A 20652-nucleotide genomic window follows, 5' to 3' on the forward strand; every position below is an offset into this window, starting at 1 on the left:
CCCTCACATGAAATTTGTAATATATAACAACAGGGCGATTGCCCCAAGCGGGACGACATAGACACCCAGCAGCAGTTTCTTGCGGAAAGACCTGTCATATTGCCTCATGCCCCGCTTCAAAAAGGCTTCACGATCACCGGTAATTCCCTTCTTTTCCCAATGCGCAATCAATTTGCCGCGTCGAACCCAACGGGAATAAAGCGACAGAACAAAATAGATCACCGTCAGAATGATCAGCAAAGGGATCAAAAATCGCAGAGCGACGAACATTCAACCTCTTCCTACTGCGCCCCAGGGGCCAACGCGCGCGATGATATCATCACTTACCCGGTCCTCGCCGCTCATATCCGGTTCGTGACCGAACAGAGCCGCGCGCGCACCGGCTTTGTCCACCTGATACTCGCGCGCGAGGAAGTCGGCAACAAAGGCTTTCTTGGTTTCGGGCCAGGTTTTGTAGGTGCTGTAGAACAGTTCCTTGTGGCAGATGAACAATTGACGCGGGTCCAGCGGGGCCAGTTCGGCCAGCAGCATGTTCACAAGATCGCGGTTGGGCGTGTCCGCAGCGCGCAGCGTGTAGAAATAGGCCGGGTGATCCGAGGTGATGCGCGGCCAGGGCCCGCCATCTGTCGCCCAACGCAACAATTCGGCAAGCCCATGATACGCCTCAGGCAAGCGATCCGAGTGGTTGCGCGCCAAACGCCGCATATCGCCGCGGTCCAGCCCAGTCAGATCGACACCGGCATCTGCCGCCGCAGCGATCGTCAGGAAATCCATTTTCTGTTGCAAGATAGCGGCCGAGTTCAGCCCACGAGCCTCGATGATCGTTTCGACCAACGCGTTATTTTCCAGAAACTGCGCGATCCCGTTGCGTTGCGATTGGTGAAGCAAATACTCCATCGGCAACCCATTCGGCCTGTCGCCCATATAAACCGTCGCCGGATGATCCACATCCGCAAACAGATACAGCCCGCCGAAATGTGCCGTCCAGAAATTGCGCTGATCAAAAGCCGTGTGGCGCAGGCTCACCGGGTTGCGGGTCACATCACCGGTGTCCCGTGCGGTTTCGATCATCTGAGCGATCAGGACATCGTCAAACCATGCGTCTTCCTCGGACTTGAAACGCTCGACCATACCGGCCAACTGTTCAGCCTTGCGCAGGGTGCCCCCGACCGTATCTGCCTCAACCTCGATCCTGCGCAGGCTCAGCAGATCAGCAGGCGTGTTGAGTTCAAAGACAGAGTTCACCAACTCTCCGGCCACGGCATCCGTGGCGGTCAGGGCAAAAAGCTGCGCCTCGTTCATCTCGATGAATTCACGCAGGATATCGCGCGAGGTCGAGAATTTGACGATCAGCAAAGGCGCGCGTTTCTGTTCTGTCGTCAACAGGATGAACTGCCGGTTCACCCCGTTTGGATTGAGGTAGAGCGGGTTTTCAAACTCTTGTCCGATCTCAGGCGAGTAACCCGAAATATCAACATGGAAGTCCGTCAGGGCCGTAGTCTTGCCCGCCAGATGCTGCAACGCGCGATTATACCGCTCGACCAAAGCCGGGCTGGAGATGTGGACGAGGTTGCCGAACATCAGGCCTTTTTCGATGAGGCGGATCATGAGATTCGCCTTTTCGATACCCACCGCCAAACAACAAGCAGAGATGTTAAGATTGCGCCCAACATGCACCCCAGCATTAAGAAGCTAAAGAAAACTTCGCGCGATGAATCGGTAGCGCCACAAGTGCGAATGAAATCGAAATTCTCAGGCAGTAGCCCTTGCCGACCACAAATTGTGACTGTCATGAATACAGCCAAAAGGGCTGCAAATAAGGCTGCTGAGATGATCAATCTCAAGTTAGTCACCTCGCCATTCTGTTAAGACGAACAACAACCACAACCGCCAACACCAACAGCGGCAACGCAAAAGCTCGCGCGGTGATTTGCAGGTTGAACCCGATATAAGACACCACACTGCCTTCAAACAGGATCAGCGTTTCCTCCCACGTGGTGCCCTCGAACCCGCTGCCTGTGTTCACACCGAACTGTGTCAGAAACAAAACCGCCACGGCACCCAGAAACCCGAAGACGCCCCAGCGCAGAGGCAGGATCAGGCCAAGAACAAGGGAAAGACCAGAGATTGCAAGCGTTAAAGTCATGTCATTGCTTCCTTTTTCCGACGATGCGTTGTTGCATACGCACCTGCGGACAAAATCATCGCGAGCACGAACCAGAACAACGCCCGGACAAGGAAATGTGAAGGCAGGTCAATCAACGGTTTCCGCTCTCTTGAAGACGGGTGAATCCTGCCCATCATCCCTTCCCATCCAGATAGCGTCGCTTGGCCTCTTCCATCCGGCTCATCTCACGCACTGCGTTCTCGATAGCGACCTCGTCGCTCTTGTCGGCATAGCGGAATTCGCTGTCGGCGTAGCGGTTGATTTCCTGAATTACCATCTCGACCGTGATCGGCTGGCGCAGGTCCTCGATCATGGCCTTCTTGGTGTCGTAGTCGCGGAACAGGAATAGGTCGGGGTTCTCCATCCATTCATCCGGCAGTTCGAAATCCATCGCACGGACTTTGACCGCGTCGGTGATATTCTTGATGGCGCGGCCGGTGAACCGCTCATCCGCCTGCTGGATCGCCTTGAGGTAGGTGCCCAGCTTGGCGATCGTATCCATCTGACCGATCTGACCCGAAACCCGATCATAGACCTGCAGAAGCGCATCCTCATGCGGGCGGGCGTGGCTTTCGAAACTGGCGGCGACGGCCTTTTTGATTTCCTGCGCAGCATAGGCGTCGTGCTCGCCCAGCGGGATGTCGTGGTTGCGGCCCATCAGCAAATGCAGGATGTCGATGTAATCCTCGCGCGTCTGCGGTCCGTCCACCAGGAACCGAGCTCCCGCCCGCTGGCGCAGGGCGTCGTCTACGTTTTCGGGATAGTTCGAAAACATGCCAAAGGTGCAGTTGCCGCGCACAACGGTGTTGGCCCCCGCAAAGCTCTCCATCAGCACGGCGGTGATCTCCAGCTGCCCGGCCGAGGACTGCCGGTCGCCGCGTTTGCCCGCCAGTTGGTCGATATCGTCGATGGTGCCGAACCCGATGACCGAGGGGTCGACAATCGTGTTGATAAACGCCTTGGCATTCTGGCCGGATTTACCCTGATAGCTGTCGATATTGTCGGTGCTCAGGTTCTGATAGCGGAACGGATAGCCTGCGTTCTGGCAATAGTCGTTGATCAGCCCGGCCATCATCTGGATCAGAGTGGTTTTCCCCGTGCCCGGCTTGCCGTCGCCCATGAAGGTAAAGATGAACCCGCCAAGTTCCGCAAACGGGTTCAGGCGGCGGTCGAAGTCATAGGCCATAACCATCTTGGCCAACTTCATGGCCTGATATTTGGCGATATGGTTGCCGACCACCTCATTCGGTTTCTTGAACGTCATGGTCAGGGTGGTGGATTTCGCCTTGGACGCCGGGTCAAACCCCCGGATGGTCAGGTCATCCGCCTCGATATGCCACGCGGCGTTCTGGAAGGGGGCCAGACGGCCAGCCGATTGCGCGCGCAGAGCGACCTTGTCCATCAATTGCTCGGCATAGGCGCTGGTGGCGGCGATCAGATGGGCGTCGTCGGGGGCATGTTTGGCAAGGGTTTGGTCCAGCTCCCACAGCGCGCCGTGCAGGGCAAGCTGGCCATTGTCGGTCAGAACTTCTTCGATCTCGCCCAGATCAACCGTGGTTTCACCCAGATGTGAAGACATCAGATAAGCCAAGGCATTGCCGAAGGTATGCGAGGTGATCAACGCTTCAGCCGTCAACAATTCGGAAAACTCGGTCTTGCGGGCAGCGGGCAGGTCGCCTACCAAATTGGCCCGTTTCAGATCAGCCAACGGAGTCTGCTCGGCATAGGTCTCTGCCACGGCCAGAGCGATGGCGATGGCGCGCCGAATGGCCTGCTGCGTAGTGGCCTGAGGGGGCGAGACCAACGTGTCGCCCTCATCCGAGGCTTCGATCCGTTCAACCAGATGCACTCCGTCCGCGCGCGCGGTGCGCCGTGTCACCAGCCCCGGCGTGGTCGACCGGAAACGCCGCCCCGTCGACACGCCCGAGGAGCGCTCGACCGCCACATCAACTGGTTTCGCAATCCGCGGCGCGTGTTCGAACCCGTTCAGCATGGCGGTCGCTGCGGGATAATGTTTGCGAATATCGTCTTCGCGCAATTCCATCTGATCTGACGTCAAACTCATCTTATTCCTCGCAATGCCGGGCTGAGGCCCGGCCTACTCAAACTTCGTCGGGCGGGTTTCGCCCCGCCACCCGCTTCAATACCTCAACACCTGCCCGCTCTTGCTGACGACAAACTTGCGCACATCGGCGAACCCCGGCGGGTCGCGCTCTGCCAGAACCTGAAACGGGCGCTGAGGCAGGATGATCGAGCGCTGCGTCCGCGTCGCCCCGGTCTCGGCCCCCTGCCCGCCAAACGGGTCCAGCGCAAACACCTCACGCTCAACGGTCGAGAACCATCCGGTGCGTTCTTCGATCACCTCTTCGCTTTTCAGCTCTTCCGTGGTCCAGGCCAGCGCCCAGTCCTGACCCTCGGGAGCCTGCGCGTCCTCCAGCACCTGCCGCAGGGGGCCGGATTGCTCGGTATAGGCCGAAGAATACATCGGCCCCACGTGGATGCGGCGCAGATGTTTGGGGTGCAGGTCGTCGAAATCCTGATCGAAGCCTTTGGCGATTGTCACCAGTTTCAGCCCGCCCAGAGATTGCGCCATCAGATGCGCCTGCACCTCCGGCCAGCGGCGTTGATCCTTGGGCAGGGCCGTCTTGCCGCTGTCCTCCAACTGCATCAGGTAGATGACCGGCAGGTTGATCTGGCTGTCATAGACCGCCCAGTGGATCATGAACTTGCGCCGTTCACCCTCATTCCCGATCCAGTGGCATTCGGGATCATTGCGGGCCCAGAACAGCTGACCTTTCAGCAATTCCTCATAATAGAGCCTTTGGGACAGCGCGAATTGCAGCTTGGTGGGTATTTCCTGATCGCCAATTATCGAGCGTACCATGTCAGTTTTTAAGTCATCTTCCGAGGGCATATTCGTCAGATGCACCTGCGCCTGCTGCGCGTCATTGGCCATGGTCAGCAACTCGGCCGCCACCGGAAACCCACTGTCGCGCTTGTCCATCGCAAGGCTGCCGAAGAACCGCCCCGTATCGCGCCCGACCAGCAGGTATTTCATGCTGAGTGCCCGGAAGGTGTAGAGCAGCCCCGAGAGGTAGCGCGACACGATCCGCACCTCTTGTTTGCTGATCGCACCCTCAGCCTCCATCGTCGCAGCCACTCGCAGGAGGTGGACAGTGATCACCTCGAATTTGCGGAAATAGCGGCGCGAGGCGAAGGTGTCGGTCAGGCCGACATGGTCTTGGGTGGGGTCAATATCGTTCATCTTGGAGCGTCCAAGTCCTTCCCATTTTTGTCGATGTGGAACCACCACCAGTATAAGGGCGAACCGATACTATTCAGGACCACCTCGGGATTAATTCCAACTGAGCGTTGAAACCGACGCCCCCGCTCACTGCCCCAACTGAGCCAGCACAGCAGCCTTATGAGCGAAGCTGCAACGACCATCATCATCAATGTCTGGACGACTTCTGGATAAGCCGGTTTCTCGTCGATGAAACCCAATCGCTCCAGTATTCTCGGCAGCTCTAACGGTCCAAGACTTGCAGCTAGCAAGAGGAATTGCTGATGAGCGAGACGCACTTAACCCCCATACAAATTCTTATCATGCTTCTCGACAATCGAGGCAAAGCGGCGGGCAAAGCGTTCATCCGCCTTGGCCTTTTTCTCCAGCACGTCACGAGCAAAGACCATGTGGCCTTCGTGCGCCTCAAGCATGTCGGCCATTTTCTGGTTGGTCGCGGTGCCGATTGCGGCCATGGCGGTCTGGGCCTCCTGGTCGGTCTGCACACCGATCTCGTTGATGCGGTGGGCCACGTCCTGCTGCTGCGCGGTTTTCAGCGATTTGGTCAGGGCGTCGTACAGCACCACCCGTTGTTGCGTGTCTGTCTGCAGCTTGTTGATCAGCACCATCTGCGTCGCCGCCTGGTTCTGGAGTGAATCGACCCAGGTCTTACCTTTTTCGATATAGCGCTCCAGCGTCTGGGACTTGGCCAGCTTGACTTGCTCGTCCTGAACCTTGGCGTTGTATTGCTTGTTCAGCTCGGCCAGTTCGGTCTCCAGTTGGGTACGCGCAGCGGCGTCCTGTTCGACACTGATCTTGTTTTCCAGCGTGATAATCGTCGGGTCCATATCCTGAATTTCAGCGCGCAAGGCTTCCAGTTCGGCCACGGTCGCTTCGCGGTCGTCCAGCGTGCCTGTTAGGTTGTCCTCGACCTTAACGCGCTGTTCTTCCAGCACGGATAGCTGCCCTTCCAGCAGCTTTACGATCACATCGGATTTGGCGATCAAATCCTGCAACTTGTCGTCGATATTGGCGGTGCGCATCCGCTCCTGCCGCATCGACTCGGATTTAGCCTTGGCGAAAATGCCGACAAAAGACTCCCACCCTGTCTTCGAGCGCATTTCGTCGAAATCCTTGGAGAACGCGTTGGTGACGTCGTCCAGCCCCATAATCAGTTCGGCGATATTGGCGTTCATCACCTCGGTATGGGCATGCACATCCTCAAGCGTGGCGTTTTCAATGTCGATATCGGCCTCGGCTGTGCCGATCTTGGCGCGTGCGGCGTCAATCCGCGACGTTAGCCCTTCAATCTGCGACTGGCTTTCGCGCACTTTCGCCTGCGTCTCTTCGATCAAAGCGTCAAATTGATGGTTCGACATCTGCACTATCCCCTTTTTTGTCCAATTACCCAATAAGATAGGGAATGTTATGGCCATTTACATCCCCTTGCGTCCAAAATTCCCCGGAACTTTGGCAAACTCCACCTGAAAAAGATAGGCACCACACGGGCAGCAAATGCCGGAGTTTTTGATCAAATTTGGATTGATCTGCGACGGACAGTGGACATAGACATTCTGCGTACCACCTGTTTGGGTGCGACGACCGAAATTCCTGCCGGAGGCTGACCTATGCTGGACGCAACGACCGACCTGAAATCTATCCTCAAGAACCCCGATCTGCTGGCGACCCAAGCCTATATTGGCGGGCAGTGGGTGGATGGCGACAATGGCAACTTTGCCGTCACCAACCCCGCGCGCGGTGATGTGGTAGCCGAAGTTGCAGACCTTAGCCGTGCACAGGTGGCAGGGGCGATCGCACAGGCCGAGGCCGCGCAAAAGGAATGGGCCAAGCTGACCGGGAAAGAGCGCGCAGCGATCCTGCGCCGCTGGTATGACCTGATGATGGAAAACGCCGAGGATCTGGGCCGTATTCTGACAGCCGAGCAAGGCAAACCGCTGGCCGAAGCCGTAGGAGAGATTGGCTATGGCGCATCGTTCATCGAGTTTTTCGGGGAAGAGGCGAAACGGATTTACGGCGAAACCATTCCCGGCCATCAGCGCGATAAGCGGATCACAGTGCTGAAACAGCCAATTGGTGTGGCGGCCTCGATCACGCCGTGGAACTTCCCCAATGCGATGATCACCCGCAAGGCTGCGCCGGCACTTGCGGCGGGCTGCGCCTTTGTCGCCCGTCCGTCCGAGGAAACGCCCCTGTCTGCGCTGGCTCTGGCGGTTCTGGCCGATCAGGCGGGCATCCCGGCGGGTGTGTTCAACGTTTTGCCGTCCCTCAATGCCAGCGAGATTGGCAAGGAATTTTGCGAAAACCCCGGCGTGCGCAAGCTGACCTTTACCGGTTCGACCCAGGTGGGGCGCATCCTGCTGCGGCAGGCCGCAGATCAGGTCATGAAATGTTCGATGGAACTGGGCGGCAATGCGCCCTTCATCGTGTTTGACGACGCCGATCTGGATGCAGCCGTCGAAGGCGCGATGATGTGCAAATTCCGCAATAACGGTCAGACCTGTGTCTGCGCCAACCGAATCTATGTACAAGCCGGTGTCTATGATGCCTTTGCCGAAAAGCTGAAAGCCGCGACCGAAGCCCTGTCGGTAGGGGACGGCTTGTCCGATGGTGTCACCACCGGGCCGCTGATCAATGACAAAGCCGTAGCCAAGGTGCAGGACCATATCGCGGACGCCACCGCAAAGGGTGCGCAGGTCGTGACAGGCGGCCTGCCGCATGATCTGGGTGGCACTTTCTTTCAACCCACCATCGTCACCGGCGTGACGCAGGACATGAAGGTCGCGCAGGAAGAAACCTTTGGCCCGCTGGCCCCGTTGTTCAAGTTCGAGGACGAAGATGACGTGATCGCGATGGCCAATGACACGATCTTTGGTCTGGCCTCGTATTTCTATGCCAAGGACCTGAGCCGCGTCTACAAAGTGGCCGAGGCACTGGAATATGGCATCGTCGGCGTGAACACCGGCATCATCTCAACCGAGCTGGGTCCGTTCGGCGGCGTCAAGCAATCTGGTCTGGGCCGCGAAGGCAGCCATCACGGTATGGAAGACTACCTTGAGATGAAATACATCTGCATGTCGGTCTGATCTTTGTCGGCCACCGTTTCGGCGGTGGCCGCGTTTGTCACAAAACTGAAGCCAAACTGTCACAACACCGCAACGATCCCGGTTCATCCCCCTGTCATCCAACAGTGAGAGGAAATCAACCGATGTCGTTGCGCGCTGTCTGCCTGACATCTGCCTTTGCCCTGACCGCCGGTCAGGCCATGGCAGAAATGAATTTCAACCGAATTGCGTCCTTCCCCGTGGTGAAAAACATGGCCGACGGCGCGGACACGACCCGCGAGACCTCGCCCGAGATCATCGCGGCCACCGCAGATGGCATGACGCTGGTCTATACCGACAGCCCTTTGGGCTTGATCGGCATGGTCGACATCACCGACCCGGCGAACCCAGAGCCTTTGGGTGCGATGGACGTGGGTGGAGAACCGACGTCCGTGGGCATCGTCGGCGCGACCGCCTTTGTCGGCGTGAACACCTCGGAAAGCTATGTTGCGCCATCGGGCAAGCTGATCTCGGTCGATATTGCGGGCAAGGCGGAAACTGGTGCTTGCGATCTGGGCGGTCAACCCGACAGCGTTGCCATTGCGCCGGATGGCAGCTTTGTCGCCGTGGCGATTGAGAACGAGCGGGACGAAGACCTGAACGATGGCATCATCCCGCAGCTTCCTGCGGGTGAACTGGCACTGGTGCCGCTGAAAGATGGAGCGCTAGATTGTTCGGGCATGGACATGGCCTCTCTGACCGGGCTGGCCGAGGTTGCGCCCACCGATCCCGAACCCGAATTCGTTGACATCAACAACCTTGGCGAGACCGTCGTCACTCTGCAGGAAAACAACCACATCGCGGTTGTTGCCAAAGATGGCACCGTGCTCAACCATTTCTCGGCCGGAAGCGTGGATTTGGAAGGCATCGACGCCACCGATGAGCGCGGCGCACTGATCTTCACTGAAAGCCAGCCGGGTCGCCTGCGCGAACCCGACGCGGTGAAATGGATCGACGACAACCACTTCGCCACCGCCAATGAAGGCGACTATGAGGGCGGCTCGCGTGGTTGGACGATCTTCCACAAGGACGGCACCGTTGTGTATGAGAACGGCACCGAGTTCGAGAAGGCGATCATCCAGATCGGGCACTACCCCGACAAACGCTCGGACAGCAAAGGCGTTGAGCCGGAAAGCGTAACCGCAGCCACCTTTGGCGGTACGCCGATGATCTTTGTCGGGGCGGAGCGCGCCTCGGTCGTGGGTGTCTATGACGCCACTGACCCCGCGAACCCGATTCTGAAACAACTGTTGCCATCAGGCGTTGGACCGGAAGGCTATGTGGCGATCCCTGAGCGGAACCTGCTGATCTCGGCCAACGAAAAAGATCTGATCGAAGATGGCGGCCCACGTGCGCATGTGTCGGTCTTCGCATATCAAGAGGCCCCCGCCGCCTACCCGCATCTGACATCGGAAGGCGCGGATGAGTTGATCGGATGGGGTGCTCTGTCCGGTCTGGTAGCGGACGAGGACGGCATAATCTATGCCGTCAATGACAGCTTTTATGGCTTCCAGCCGTCGATCTTCAAGATCGACCCCAGCCAGCAACCCGCCCGCATCGTGGACGTGATCCGCATCCACCGTCAGGATGGCAACCCAGCGCAGAAGCTGGACCTTGAGGGCATCACGCTGGACGGCAAGGGTGGCTTCTACGTCGCCTCTGAAGGCCGCACGGACCGGGTTATCCCGCACGCGATCTATCACGTCAGCGCAGATGGTCTGATCAAGGACCGCAAGGGTGAGATCGGCCTGCCTGCCGAACTAATGGCGGTCGAGAAACGTTTCGGCTTCGAAGGCATTACCCGCGTCGGCGACACCCTATGGATGGCCGTTCAGCGTGAATGGAAGGACGATCCGGAAAACTATGTGAAACTGGTAGCCTACAACCTTGAGACCAAAGAATGGGGTGCCGTGCACTATCCCAAGGCAGACCCGGAAACCGGTTGGGTCGGCCTGTCGGAAATCGTGGCCTTCGGCGACCACGTCTATGTGATCGAGCGCGACAATCAGCACGACCATCGCGCGGTGACCAAAAAGGTCTACCGCATCCCGCTGACCGAGATGACCCCGGCCCCGCTGGGCGACCCCCTGCCCGTCGTCAGCAAAGAAGAGATCCGCGACCTGCTGCCTGACCTGACCTCGACCGGAGGTTATGTTCTGGACAAAATCGAAGGCCTGGCGATCCTGCCCTCGGGCGAGGCGTTTGTGATGACCGACAATGACGGCGTCGACGATGCCTCAGGCGAAACGATGTTCTGGTCGATCGGGTCGGTGACGGCTGGGAACTAGGTCAAAACCTAAAAGAGTGACCCTGCGCAGCCGTTGCGCAGGGTCTCTTTGCTGAAGAGACTGGCAGTCAGACAGGCCGCTCTGGACACTATTCCTTCGATTTCTGCCGCCGGACCCAAAGAACACGGGCCAGCGGGAAAAAGCTTAGAAAAAGCAACAAGAACAGCTTTAGCGCCGACATTGGATCCGTCAAAATAAGAACTAATGAGCTTGGCGTGCCTTTGACTGGTTCTTGTTTGGGGCGGAAGACATGGTCGAAAGCCCAGCCTGATTTCGTGTTCTCGGACAACTCCGACCACCCGACAATGCGGATCGCATCATTGTCTCCATAGGTAATCAATAGGTCGGTTTCTCCGTTACGCCCGGGCGTTTCGAACCGCCGGACCGCACCTTCGGGTACATCAATGAACTTTATCCTGTTTCCGTTAGCGCTGTGATCGACAACAATATCTGCCCCGTCGCCCAATTCAAAAGCGTAGGTATCAACCGAGTCGTACCCAATCAGAACGTCATTTCCCCCTGCACCCCGAAACGAGTCCACCAGACGTGTTCCACCAAGCGTGTTGTCGGCAGAGTTTCCGTTTCGAACAAGCCCGATTTTCGTTGTCGGACCGGTGGCAATCATATGGGAATAGTCGCTGCTCAGGGCCGGAGGAAAAACGTCCGCCTTGGTTACGATCGGCCAAAGAACAATCACTGTCGAGATGAAACAACGAAACATAAAAATCGCGGAATAGCCTGTGTTTCCACCTTGGCACCACGGATGAAGGGAAACAAGGGCGCAAGCGACACGTATCTTTGGTCGCAGCGGATTATGCCAAGTTGAAACCCCATCCAAAAACAACGCCCCGCGTCTGGAGGAACGCGGGGCGTATGGTGCGATAATCGAGAGAGGCGCGATTATCGCTGTTTGGTCGGATCGCCTTAGTTCACGGCTTTGGCGTCAACCACATCCTTTTCGATGGCCTGACCGGACGAAATCTGAATCCGGCGTGGTTTCAGCGCCTCGGGCACCTCGCGTTTCAGGTCGATGTTCAGCATACCGTTTTCATGGCTTGCGCCAGTGACGCGCACGTGATCGGCCAGGGCAAAGCGGCGCTCGAACGCGCGGGTGGCGATGCCGCGATGCAGGTAGGAACGGTCCTTATCTTCGGCGGCTTTCTTGCCGGCCACGATCAGGGCGTTTTCCTTCACTTCGACCGACAGATCGGCCTCGGCAAAACCGGCGACAGCGACGGAGATCCGGTACGCGTCGGCGTCGGTTTTTTCAATGTTGTAAGGCGGGTAGCTGGGCTGGGCCACGTCATTTGTCAGAACGCGATCCATCATGTCGGCGATCTGGTCGAAACCAATGGTGGCGCGGTGCAGCGGTGCAAAGTCAAAACTACGCATGTGTCATATCCTCAAGTCTGAGCGATTTATGATGTGCCCTCCAGTTCGGACGGGCGATGAGATATCAGGCCCCGTTTGTGGCGACCCGATACAGTTCACATGGGTAGAGATTTGACCGAGTTCAACCCCCGCCGGGGCTGATGAACTTAGCGCCTGAACTGGACTTTCCCGAACCCACCTGCAAACGGCGTATCGCAGCCTTGGGCTGAGGGGCGTCACGGCGCAGCACCGACTTCAATTCCGCCACGATTCCAGACAGTTCCATGCCAAACCCGACTTTTTGGCGACCATCTGTCCCGACTGCGGATACGACAGAGAGGATCTGCCAGCGCGGGCCGTTTCGCGCCAACAGTGCCGATCCCGACGACCCGAAGGTGATGTCACAGTTGAACGTGATCAACCCTTGTCGACGCTGGAGGATACGGCAAGAGCGTTCCCGCGTGATCGCCTCGGACCGACCACGCCCGTAAGAGGCGATGCTCACCTCGTTTCCTGCAACGCGGCCACTGTGCAATGCAAAAGGATCCGCAACCGAGTATGGGATCGGCTGCTCTAGCTTCATCAGCGCGACGTCGACCCGAACCGCCTCGGCCGAGAGGTTCGGATGTCGGGCGTAATCGGGATGCACAGCAATCTGGACAACCTTGCGCTCCGCCAGCGCCTTCCCATCACTCAGCCCCGCGCGAAAAGTAACCTCACCAGGTTCATAAGGAGACCCGCTAGCCCGGTTCAAAGCGCAATGCGCCGCCGTCAACACAAGGTCCTGCGCGATCAAGGTGCCTGTGCAAAACCCGTCTTGACCAATATCCAACCGACCGACAGCTTCCCAACCATAAAGATCGTCACGATCATTCAGTGTGCGCTTCGCACTTTGGGCAGACGCGGCGAATGTCACAGAAAAAAGGCAAAGAACAGAAAATAATAAGCGGATCATGGTTTGATGAAACGGGCGCCCACGTTGTTGCCTGATCCGTTCGAATTTGTAGAGGCGATAAACCCGCGCCCTGCCGACAATTCAGCCTGCAACACGGTCAGCGATTCTTCTACCGCTGTTCCAACGGCCACGCGCTGCCCGTTGAGTTCGGCCTTGGCCGCAACAACAGACACGATCCGGGGCCGATCCCCGTCAAAGGAAAAGACAGGGGCGCCAGACGATCCGAACTCGACATCGCAGGACATGACCAACACATCGGATTTGCGGGTCATGACCGAGCACACTTCTTGCAACGAAGGCGCCTCGGCCCGGTCTTTGGCATAAGACACCACGCCAACCTCTTCGCCTTTTGCCGGGCGGTTTCCTGTTTCAAAGGGAATGACGGTCGTATTGCGGATTGGCTGCCAAAGCTCGATCAGCGCAATATCACTGCCGATACGCGCAGCAGATGCTTCTTCGCCATACTGGTAGTCAGGGTGAATCACGGCCCTGCGTGCGGCGCGGTATGCAGACGCGCGCCCCAGCCGCCAAGCCGCCAGAAACTCGACTTGGGCCAGTTCCACACGTTGACCTGTGACCTTGTCGAATAGGCAGTGGGCCGCAGTTAAAACCAAGGTCGGGGATATCAGCGTGCCCGTGCAAAACCCAGCGCCACCAATATCGAGGCGACCCACAGCCATCCAAGCGCGCCCCGCATCGGTGGTGTCCAGACTTTTCAGTCTGGAATCCTGTGCGTTGGCGGTCATAGGCAAACATGCCAGCACTAGAGCCTTGATCCAGTTTCGCAAGCGGTTCTCCGGCGTTGCTATCTACGCATCTTCCTACGCACCGGGTGAGGCGAAAATAGGGCGCTGACATGACAGGCGGTTCCTGACCGAAACCGATGCGTTGCCGCATCAACACCTATCTAAGGATCGGGACCTCATGGTCTGACTTCCGATCCTGTTGCATGGCTCGGGGCACGGGACCTCCGGTTGCCCAGTCCAGCAATTCCACCGTGTGCAGGATCGGAACGTCGGTGCCCGAACCGATCTGCATCATGCAACCAATGTTGCCAGCGGCGATAACATCAGGGTTCTTCGCCTCAAGAGTCCTGACCTTGCGCTGTTTAAGTTTTCCAGAAATCTCAGGTTGCATCAAGTTATAGGTGCCTGCGCTGCCACAGCACAAATGGCTGTCCGCCGGCTCGACCACGGTGAAACCCGCGTGTTTCAACAAGTCTTTGGGGTGCGTCTTGATCTTTTGGCCGTGTTGCAGGGAACATGCTGCATGATAGGCGACGGTCATGTCCTTGTCGGTGCCGTCCGGCAGGTCAAGCTGCACCAACAGCTCGCTGATATCCATTGCGATAGAGGACACCCGCGCCGCGTCTTCGGCCAATGCATCGTTTCGGAACATGTGGCCATAATCCTTGACGGTCGTGCCGCAGCCAGAGGTATTGATGACAATCGCATCCAGCCCGTCTTTGTCCATCTCGGCTGTCCAGGCGCGGATATTCGCGGCAGCGGCCTTATGGCTGTCGTCTGATTTGCCCATGTGATGAGTCAGGGCACCACAGCACCCGGCCCCATCAGCCACGACAACTTCGCAGCCCATACGGGTCAACAAACGAATGGTGGCATCGTTGATATCCGTATTCAGAGCCTTTTGCGCGCAACCCGTCATCAATGCGATGCGCTTTCTGCTTGCACCTTTCGGCGCAAAGCTTTGGGGATCATCGTTACGACTCACCGGTGGGATATGTTTCGGTGCCATGTCCAGCATTGCGCGCAGCCGCGCGTCGGGCATCAGGAATTTGAACGGCCTGCCGAGTTTCGCACCGATCAACGCCCAGCGGAACCGCATCGGATAGGGCAGGATTTGCGCCAGAACCCAGCGCAATGCACGATCTGACAAGGGCCGTTTGTAATTCTGTTCGATATACTCGCGGGCATGATCCACCAGATGCATGTAGTGCACGCCCGAGGGACAGGTCGTCATGCACGCCAGACAGGACAAGCAGCGGTCAATGTGCTTGACGGTTTTTTCATCCGGAACACGCTCGTTCTCCAGCATGTCCTTGATCAGGTAGATGCGTCCCCGCGGGCTGTCCAACTCATCCCCAAGAACCTGATAAGTGGGACAGGTCGCAGTGCAAAACCCGCAGTGCACGCAATTGCGCAGGATTTCATTCGAGCGTTTGATGCCCGGGTCTCGCAGTTGCTCTTCGGAAAACGTCGTCTGCATTTTTCTATCCCATCAGTCCCGGGTTGAACAAACCACGCGGATCAAATTTCTGCCGAAGTCCTTGTGTTAGAGCCGCCACACCAGCTGTTTCGGGTTGGAAACGGCCCAATGCTGTGATGGTTTCTGTATCCGCTCGGACAATCGTCGCATGACCGTCGAACGCACCTAGACGTGCGCGCAGATCAACGCCCTTGGGAACAAGCGCCCAGAGCAATCCGCCGCCCCAATCAAACAGAGTCTGGCTTGCGTCCAGACGCGCGGACACCTCTGGCGCGTCCGTCGGTTTGACCGAGATACGCCATACATCGCCCTCCTTGTCATGGAACGCAGCGGCATCCCGAATGTCGCGCCACAAGTCAGGCAAGCCCTCGACCTCTTCTGGCGCGCCAAAACCGGCCAGTGTGGATTTCAACTGCTCCACCCTGTAAGCCACCGAATCCGCAAATCCTTCTAGCCGCAGCAACGCGCGGCCTGATTGCGGGTCATAGGCCGCACCGCTTACCTCGAACGGGGATTTCAATGCAGCAGAGAGCACCTGAATTGCCGTTCCTGCATCCGCGACCGGGATTTGCAGCGTTGCGATCGCCTCGGGCTTGGGCAGCACTTTCAGCGAAACCTCGGTCAACACGCCCAGCGTTCCCCAGGCACCGCTCATCAACTTGACCAGGTCATACCCGGTCACGTTTTTCATCACCCGCCCGCCATTCTTTACGATCTGACCCCGACCGTCGACGTAACGGACGCCCAGCAGGAAATCGCGGCACGCCCCCGCCTGAATCCGGCGGGGCCCCGAGATATTGGCGGCCACGACGCCACCAATCGTCGGTGTGCCATTGGTACCCAACAGGCCGCGATGATCCATCGGTTCGAACGCCAATTGTTGACCTTCAGCGTCCAGCGCGGCCTCGATCTCAGTCACGGGGGTTCCGGCTTGCGCCACGATCGTCAGCGCGCCTGGCTCATACAAGGTAATCCCGCTCAAACCGCTAGTTTCAACAAGGTCATCCGGCCCGCCGATCCCTCGGGTTCCACCACCTGCAATTCGCACGGGCCCTTGCAGTCCGGCCACTATCTCGGCCAGTTCGGCCTCTGTTTCAGGTCTCATGACACTTCTTCTGTTTTAAAATACTTCGGGGGAATCGCGGCCTGCCGCGATGGGGGCAGCGCCCCTACTCAGCAGCGATCCTGCGAACTTCGGACACATCCAGCGGGAACACTTTGGCCGGGTTCAAAAGCCAGTTTGGATCGAACACATCCTTTACCGCCATCTGCGCCTCAAGGTCCGCAGGCGCGTATTGATGCGACATCAAATCCCGCTTTTCGATCCCTACGCCATGTTCGCCGGTCAGACATCCCCCCACATCCACACACAGCTTGAGGATATCCGCCCCGAACGCCTCGCATTTCTCAAGGTCGCCGGGCTTGTTGGCGTCGAACAGGATCAGTGGATGCATATTCCCGTCACCCGCGTGGAACACGTTGCCTACCGGCAATCCGTAATCCGTGCTCAGCTCTCCGATCCGGCGCAACACCTGTGGAAGAGCAGACACAGGGATCGTCCCGTCAAGACACATGTAATCGTTCATCTGCCCCATCGCACCAAAGGCCGATTTGCGCCCAAGCCAGATTTTGGCGCTTTCCTCGGCCGATTGGCTTTCGCGCAGCTCAACGGGGTTGTGGCGCTTCGCGATCTCGACGATCTTCGACAGTTGATAGTCGATTTCGGCCTCGGACCCTTCAACCTCGACGATCAGCAGGGCGTGGCAATCGGGATAACCGGCATGGGCAAAGTTCTCGCACGCCTTGATACAGAGCGTATCCATGAACTCGATCGCCACGGGCAGGATTCCCGATTTGATGATGTCAGACACACATTGCCCGGCGACTTCGTTATCATCGAACCCCATCAGCACAGGCCGCGCGCCCTCGGGCTTGCGCAGGATGCGCAGGGTAGCCTCGGTCACGACGCCCAATTGCCCCTCGGACCCGCAGACCACACCCAGCAGGTCCAACCCGCCCGCATCAAGATACGCGCCGCCAATCTCGACCACGCTGCCATCCATCATGACCATCGTGACGCCCAACAGATTGTTCGTGGTCACGCCGTATTTCAGACAATGCGCCCCACCTGAATTCATCGCAATATTCCCCGCAATCGCGCAGGCCAGTTGCGACGAAGGGTCGGGCGCATAAAAGAAGTCATCTTCTTCCACGGCCCCGGTCACGCTCAGGTTTGTGCGCCCCGTCTGGACCCGAATAAATCGGTTGTCATAGTCGACCTCCAACACCTCATTCATGCGTGCGACACCCAGAATGACACTGTCCGCCGTGGGCAATGCGCCACCGGCCAGAGATGTCCCCGAGCCGCGCGGCACCACCGGAACGCCTTCTTCGTTGCAGATGCGCAGCACGTCCGAGACCTCGGCCGTCGTGGATGGCAGAACAGCCAGCATCGGAGGGCAACGATAGGCCGTCAGCGCATCGCACTCATAAGCGCGTGTCTCAGTCGGATCGTGGATCACGGCGTCTTCGGGCAGAACCTGTAGCAGGCGTCGCAGGACCACATCCTTGCGGCGCAGAATGTCTGGGTTTGGCTTTGGCATTTCCATGGCGGGCCCTCCGTTTGGTAAAATAATATTACCAATTTTTCGATCTGGCAAGTTGCAACGTCACGACTTAGTGTCGCGCCCATGTCCTGGATTGATCAAACATTGCCCTTCGCGCCGCTGGACTTTGTCGGCATCGCCCTGCTGATCGGCGCATGGCTGTGGATCGGCTGGCGTATCGAGAATCCGTCGCCCGGCAAACCCTCGGTCGGGATGATCATGGATGACTATCGCCGCGACTGGATGAAGGAAATGGTCACCCGTCAGCCGCGCATGTTCGACGCGCAGGTGGTCGGCACAATGCGGCAGGGCAGCACGTTCTTTGCCTCGACCACGATGATCGCCATCGGGGGTGGATTGGCCCTGTTGGGCAATACGGAACGGCTGGCCGGGCTGGCGCAGGATCTGGCGCTGGGAACGGCCCCCGCGATGGTGTGGGAGGTCAAGATTCTGATCATCCTGCTGTTTTTGGCCAACGCCTTTCTGAAATACGTCTGGGCACACCGATTGTTTGGCTATTGCGCCGTGCTGATGGCCGCTGTCCCCAATGAACCCGAAGACCCTGGCGCTTATCCCCGTGCCGCCCAAGCGGCCGAGATTTGCGTCACCGCCGCGCGCAGCTTCAATCGGGGCCTGCGGGCGACCTATTTCGCGCTGGCGGCTGTGGCGTGGATACTGGGACCTCTGGCGCTGATTGCAGGTACGGTGACGACACTTGCCATGCTGTATCGGCGTGAGTTCGCATCGCATTCGCGCACGGTTCTGCTCAACACTGGATCGTGATCGCCGGGTCGCACCAAACCGATTAGGTTCACATCATGAGATATCTTGTTCTGACCGCCCTTCTGGCCACACCCGCCTTTGCCGACGATCCCGTGATTGAAAACGTCACCGCGCAACAGAGCGGTGGGACATGGCGATTCGACGTGACTGTCCTTCACCCCGAAACGGGTTGGGACGATTATGCCGATGGCTGGCGGGTGCTGGATATGCAGGGGCAAGAGCTGGGAATGCGCGTGCTGCACCACCCGCATGAGAATGAACAGCCATTTACCCGATCCCTTAGCGGTGTGACGATTCCCGAAGAGGCTACGCAAGTTCAGGTACAGGCCCGCACAAATACGGATGGCTGGGCCAAAGATACCTATGTGGTCGATCTGGACTGAGGTCAGAAGACGCCCATTTGCAACCCGGCGGCCATGGCCAGTCCAAGCTCTCGACAGGTTTCAAGCTGGTCGGAAGGGATGGTTTTCGCGGCCAATATCGCCTCGGGCGTTTGTGCATGGGTGCAGATGATCAAAGGCGGCTGCACCTCTTTCAGCCGCCAGCCAGTTGCGATGCGGGCGATCTGGCGGGCCGCGTTTTCGCCATCGGACCCGGCGCAGATCATCTGGGCATAGGGGCGGCCCTCGATCCGGCCCAGCACCGGGTAATAGCTGCGATCAAAAAATTCCTTCATCAGACCCGAAATCGCGGCAAGATTCTCGGGCGCGCAGAAGACATAGCCCTCGGCTTGCAGCAGATCATCGGGTCCAGCCTGATCAGCGGTTTTCAGGATAACATCTGCTTCACCCTGCGCGGCCCGGGCCGCAGCTTCGGCCATCTGCCGGGCTCCGCCGGTGCGCGAGTGGTAAACGATCAATAGCTGCGCCATGGTCAGACCCGGTGATAGGGACCGCCAGACAGAATGGTTGCGGCCCGATAGAGTTGCTCGGCCAGCATCACACGGACCAGCATATGGGGCCAGACCATCGACCCGAATGAGAGGGAAAAATCCGCCTGCGAACGCAAATTAGGGTCTATTCCGTCCGCTCCGCCGATGATCAGCGCCAGATCCTGCCGCCCGGCGTCACGCCAACTGCCTAGTTTTTTCGCAAAATCAGGTGAGGACATCACCCGCCCGCGTTCGTCTAGCGTACAGATCACAGCCCCTTTGGGCAGCGCCTTGCGCAGCAAAGTCGCCTCGGCCCCCATGCCCGCGTTTTTCTTGTCTTCAACCTCGATCACCCGCGCGGGGCCAAGGCCCAAGGCGCGCCCGGTCCGATCAAAGCGTGTCAGGTAATCGTCAAGCAGGGTTTTCTCGGGTCCGGCGCGCAATCGCCCGACCGCAACTATGCTGATCCGCATATCTCTCTCGCCTCCGGCCCTTCAATACAGGCCGGGATGGCGCCTCAGTTGGCTGAGGCGCTGCCGCCCGCAGGCAGCCACATCTTTTCCAGCTGATAGAATTCACGCACTTCGGGGCGGAAGATATGGACGATCACATCGCCCGTATCAATCAACACCCAGTCGCCGGCATCCTTACCTTCGACCTTCGAGGTGAAACCGAATTCCTGCTTGATGCGATCCGTCAGCTTTTCCGCCATGGCCGCCACCTGACGGGTCGACCGACCCGAGGCAATCACCATGTGATCCGCAACAGAAGACTTACCTTGCAAGTTGATCTGCACGACGTCTTCGGCCTTGTCATCAGAAAGTGAGGAAAGGATACGCTCAAGCAGCTTGTCGCTGATTGACTGAGAGTGGGCCATCACGCCGGCCCCGTCATCGGCGGGCAAACCCGCCTGGGTATGTAGAGACAGGACATAGTCCTCCTTTGCTGCGCGCCATGCAATCCCGGCGCCGGGGTACTAA

The 20652-nt window shown here is 58.3% G+C and carries 20 protein-coding genes; 4 read left to right on the forward strand and 16 right to left on the reverse strand.

Going from position 1 to position 20652, the window contains the following annotated elements:
• Nucleotides 1-3 precede the first annotated feature (3 nt).
• The 6 genes from GOV88_RS16940 to GOV88_RS16965 all read right to left on the reverse strand — a co-directional run bounded on the left by GOV88_RS16940 (nt 4) and on the right by GOV88_RS16965 (nt 6829).
• Nucleotides 4-270, reverse strand: coding sequence for a hypothetical protein (locus tag GOV88_RS16940; RefSeq protein ID WP_171125914.1), 267 nt, complete (start codon nt 268-270; stop codon nt 4-6).
• Nucleotides 271-1608 (reverse strand): DUF6638 family protein, encoded by a 1338-nt coding sequence (locus GOV88_RS16945; protein ID WP_171241144.1) that lies wholly within the window; start codon nt 1606-1608, stop codon nt 271-273. It abuts the gene before it with no gap.
• Between the two features lie 241 nt (nt 1609-1849).
• Nucleotides 1850-2146, reverse strand: coding sequence for a hypothetical protein (locus GOV88_RS16950; protein ID WP_171241145.1), 297 nt, complete (start codon nt 2144-2146; stop codon nt 1850-1852).
• A gap of 154 nt (nt 2147-2300) precedes the next feature.
• Nucleotides 2301-4232 carry an ATP-binding protein gene (locus GOV88_RS16955; protein ID WP_171241146.1) on the reverse strand — a complete coding sequence of 644 codons (1932 nt, stop codon included), beginning with the start codon at nt 4230-4232 and terminating at the stop codon, nt 2301-2303.
• Between the two features lie 75 nt (nt 4233-4307).
• Entirely contained in the window at nt 4308-5432 is a 1125-nt protein-coding gene (locus tag GOV88_RS16960) for a hypothetical protein (RefSeq protein WP_171241147.1), read from the reverse strand.
• A gap of 317 nt (nt 5433-5749) precedes the next feature.
• Nucleotides 5750-6829 (reverse strand): hypothetical protein, encoded by a 1080-nt coding sequence (locus GOV88_RS16965; RefSeq protein ID WP_171126662.1) that lies wholly within the window; start codon nt 6827-6829, stop codon nt 5750-5752.
• Between the two features lie 249 nt (nt 6830-7078).
• Here GOV88_RS16965 and GOV88_RS16970 point away from each other — a divergent pair, with 249 nt between their 5' ends.
• Both GOV88_RS16970 and GOV88_RS16975 read left to right on the forward strand, forming a co-directional pair.
• Nucleotides 7079-8554 carry an NAD-dependent succinate-semialdehyde dehydrogenase gene (locus tag GOV88_RS16970; RefSeq protein ID WP_171126661.1) on the forward strand — a complete coding sequence of 492 codons (1476 nt, stop codon included), beginning with the start codon at nt 7079-7081 and terminating at the stop codon, nt 8552-8554.
• Between the two features lie 122 nt (nt 8555-8676).
• Nucleotides 8677-10860, forward strand: a complete 2184-nt coding sequence (locus GOV88_RS16975; RefSeq protein WP_171241148.1) for an esterase-like activity of phytase family protein — start codon at nt 8677-8679, stop codon at nt 10858-10860.
• A gap of 88 nt (nt 10861-10948) precedes the next feature.
• Here the strand turns inward: GOV88_RS16975 and GOV88_RS16980 are convergent, their stop codons facing one another.
• The 7 genes from GOV88_RS16980 to GOV88_RS17010 all read right to left on the reverse strand — a co-directional run bounded on the left by GOV88_RS16980 (nt 10949) and on the right by GOV88_RS17010 (nt 18021).
• On the reverse strand, nt 10949-11581 hold the full coding sequence (locus GOV88_RS16980; RefSeq protein ID WP_171241149.1) for a hypothetical protein: 633 nt from the start codon (nt 11579-11581) through the stop codon (nt 10949-10951).
• A 203-nt stretch (nt 11582-11784) separates the two neighbouring features.
• On the reverse strand, nt 11785-12252 hold the full coding sequence (locus tag GOV88_RS16985; protein ID WP_171126658.1) for an Hsp20 family protein: 468 nt from the start codon (nt 12250-12252) through the stop codon (nt 11785-11787).
• A gap of 121 nt (nt 12253-12373) precedes the next feature.
• Complete coding sequence (locus tag GOV88_RS16990) at nt 12374-13186, reverse strand: serine protease (protein WP_171241150.1); 813 nt, start codon at nt 13184-13186, stop codon at nt 12374-12376.
• The gene (locus GOV88_RS16995; RefSeq protein ID WP_254449255.1) at nt 13183-13974 is read right to left on the reverse strand and encodes a serine protease; all 792 of its coding nucleotides are present in this window, start codon (nt 13972-13974) and stop codon (nt 13183-13185) included. The genes GOV88_RS16990 and GOV88_RS16995 overlap by 4 nt, the downstream gene beginning before the upstream one ends.
• Nucleotides 13975-14089: 115 nt before the next feature.
• On the reverse strand, nt 14090-15412 hold the full coding sequence (glcF, locus tag GOV88_RS17000; RefSeq protein WP_171241151.1) for a glycolate oxidase subunit GlcF: 1323 nt from the start codon (nt 15410-15412) through the stop codon (nt 14090-14092).
• 4 nt (nt 15413-15416) lie between these two features.
• Nucleotides 15417-16517: an FAD-binding protein gene (locus tag GOV88_RS17005; protein ID WP_171241152.1), complete on the reverse strand. Its 1101-nt coding sequence runs from the start codon at nt 16515-16517 to the stop codon at nt 15417-15419.
• Between the two features lie 64 nt (nt 16518-16581).
• Nucleotides 16582-18021 (reverse strand): FAD-linked oxidase C-terminal domain-containing protein, encoded by a 1440-nt coding sequence (locus GOV88_RS17010; protein ID WP_171125886.1) that lies wholly within the window; start codon nt 18019-18021, stop codon nt 16582-16584.
• Nucleotides 18022-18102: 81 nt separating this feature from the next.
• Here GOV88_RS17010 and GOV88_RS17015 point away from each other — a divergent pair, with 81 nt between their 5' ends.
• Together GOV88_RS17015 and GOV88_RS17020 are read left to right on the forward strand one after the other, a co-directional pair.
• Entirely contained in the window at nt 18103-18801 is a 699-nt protein-coding gene (locus GOV88_RS17015) for a DUF599 domain-containing protein (RefSeq protein WP_171241153.1), read from the forward strand.
• 35 nt (nt 18802-18836) lie between these two features.
• Nucleotides 18837-19184 (forward strand): hypothetical protein, encoded by a 348-nt coding sequence (locus tag GOV88_RS17020; protein WP_171125882.1) that lies wholly within the window; start codon nt 18837-18839, stop codon nt 19182-19184.
• A 2-nt stretch (nt 19185-19186) separates the two neighbouring features.
• Here GOV88_RS17020 and GOV88_RS17025 read toward each other — a convergent pair whose 3' ends face one another.
• Genes GOV88_RS17025 through rsfS form a run of 3 tightly spaced genes read right to left on the reverse strand, consistent with a single transcriptional unit; the run spans nt 19187 to nt 20549 of the window.
• Complete coding sequence (locus GOV88_RS17025; protein WP_171241154.1) at nt 19187-19672, reverse strand: flavodoxin family protein; 486 nt, start codon at nt 19670-19672, stop codon at nt 19187-19189.
• Nucleotides 19673-19674: 2 nt separating this feature from the next.
• Nucleotides 19675-20145, reverse strand: coding sequence for a 23S rRNA (pseudouridine(1915)-N(3))-methyltransferase RlmH (gene rlmH, locus GOV88_RS17030; protein ID WP_171212460.1), 471 nt, complete (start codon nt 20143-20145; stop codon nt 19675-19677).
• 44 nt (nt 20146-20189) lie between these two features.
• Complete coding sequence (gene rsfS, locus GOV88_RS17035) at nt 20190-20549, reverse strand: ribosome silencing factor (RefSeq protein ID WP_170353820.1); 360 nt, start codon at nt 20547-20549, stop codon at nt 20190-20192.
• Nucleotides 20550-20652: the final 103 nt, after the last annotated feature.

The organism is Ruegeria sp. HKCCA5491 (assembly GCF_013034565.1).
Lineage (GTDB): Bacteria > Pseudomonadota > Alphaproteobacteria > Rhodobacterales > Rhodobacteraceae > Ruegeria.

Bases quoted from the DNA above. Each gene is read 5' to 3' on its own strand.
- GOV88_RS16940 (WP_171125914.1), bottom strand. From the start codon at position 270: ATGTTCGTCGCTCTGCGATTTTTGATCCCTTTGCTGATCATTCTGACG.
- GOV88_RS16945 (WP_171241144.1), bottom strand. From the start codon at position 1,608: ATGATCCGCCTCATCGAAAAAGGCCTGATGTTCGGCAACCTCGTCCAC.
- GOV88_RS16950 (WP_171241145.1), bottom strand. From the start codon at position 2,146: ATGACTTTAACGCTTGCAATCTCTGGTCTTTCCCTTGTTCTTGGCCTG.
- GOV88_RS16955 (WP_171241146.1), bottom strand. From the start codon at position 4,232: ATGAGTTTGACGTCAGATCAGATGGAATTGCGCGAAGACGATATTCGC.
- GOV88_RS16960 (WP_171241147.1), bottom strand. From the start codon at position 5,432: ATGAACGATATTGACCCCACCCAAGACCATGTCGGCCTGACCGACACC.
- GOV88_RS16965 (WP_171126662.1), bottom strand. From the start codon at position 6,829: ATGTCGAACCATCAATTTGACGCTTTGATCGAAGAGACGCAGGCGAAA.
- GOV88_RS16970 (WP_171126661.1), top strand. From the start codon at position 7,079: ATGCTGGACGCAACGACCGACCTGAAATCTATCCTCAAGAACCCCGAT.
- GOV88_RS16975 (WP_171241148.1), top strand. From the start codon at position 8,677: ATGTCGTTGCGCGCTGTCTGCCTGACATCTGCCTTTGCCCTGACCGCC.
- GOV88_RS16980 (WP_171241149.1), bottom strand. From the start codon at position 11,581: ATGTTTCGTTGTTTCATCTCGACAGTGATTGTTCTTTGGCCGATCGTA.
- GOV88_RS16985 (WP_171126658.1), bottom strand. From the start codon at position 12,252: ATGCGTAGTTTTGACTTTGCACCGCTGCACCGCGCCACCATTGGTTTC.
- GOV88_RS16990 (WP_171241150.1), bottom strand. From the start codon at position 13,186: ATGATCCGCTTATTATTTTCTGTTCTTTGCCTTTTTTCTGTGACATTC.
- glcF (WP_171241151.1), bottom strand. From the start codon at position 15,412: ATGCAGACGACGTTTTCCGAAGAGCAACTGCGAGACCCGGGCATCAAA.
- GOV88_RS17005 (WP_171241152.1), bottom strand. From the start codon at position 16,517: ATGAGACCTGAAACAGAGGCCGAACTGGCCGAGATAGTGGCCGGACTG.
- GOV88_RS17010 (WP_171125886.1), bottom strand. From the start codon at position 18,021: ATGGAAATGCCAAAGCCAAACCCAGACATTCTGCGCCGCAAGGATGTG.
- GOV88_RS17015 (WP_171241153.1), top strand. From the start codon at position 18,103: ATGTCCTGGATTGATCAAACATTGCCCTTCGCGCCGCTGGACTTTGTC.
- GOV88_RS17020 (WP_171125882.1), top strand. From the start codon at position 18,837: ATGAGATATCTTGTTCTGACCGCCCTTCTGGCCACACCCGCCTTTGCC.
- GOV88_RS17025 (WP_171241154.1), bottom strand. From the start codon at position 19,672: ATGGCGCAGCTATTGATCGTTTACCACTCGCGCACCGGCGGAGCCCGG.
- rlmH (WP_171212460.1), bottom strand. From the start codon at position 20,145: ATGCGGATCAGCATAGTTGCGGTCGGGCGATTGCGCGCCGGACCCGAG.
- rsfS (WP_170353820.1), bottom strand. From the start codon at position 20,549: ATGGCCCACTCTCAGTCAATCAGCGACAAGCTGCTTGAGCGTATCCTT.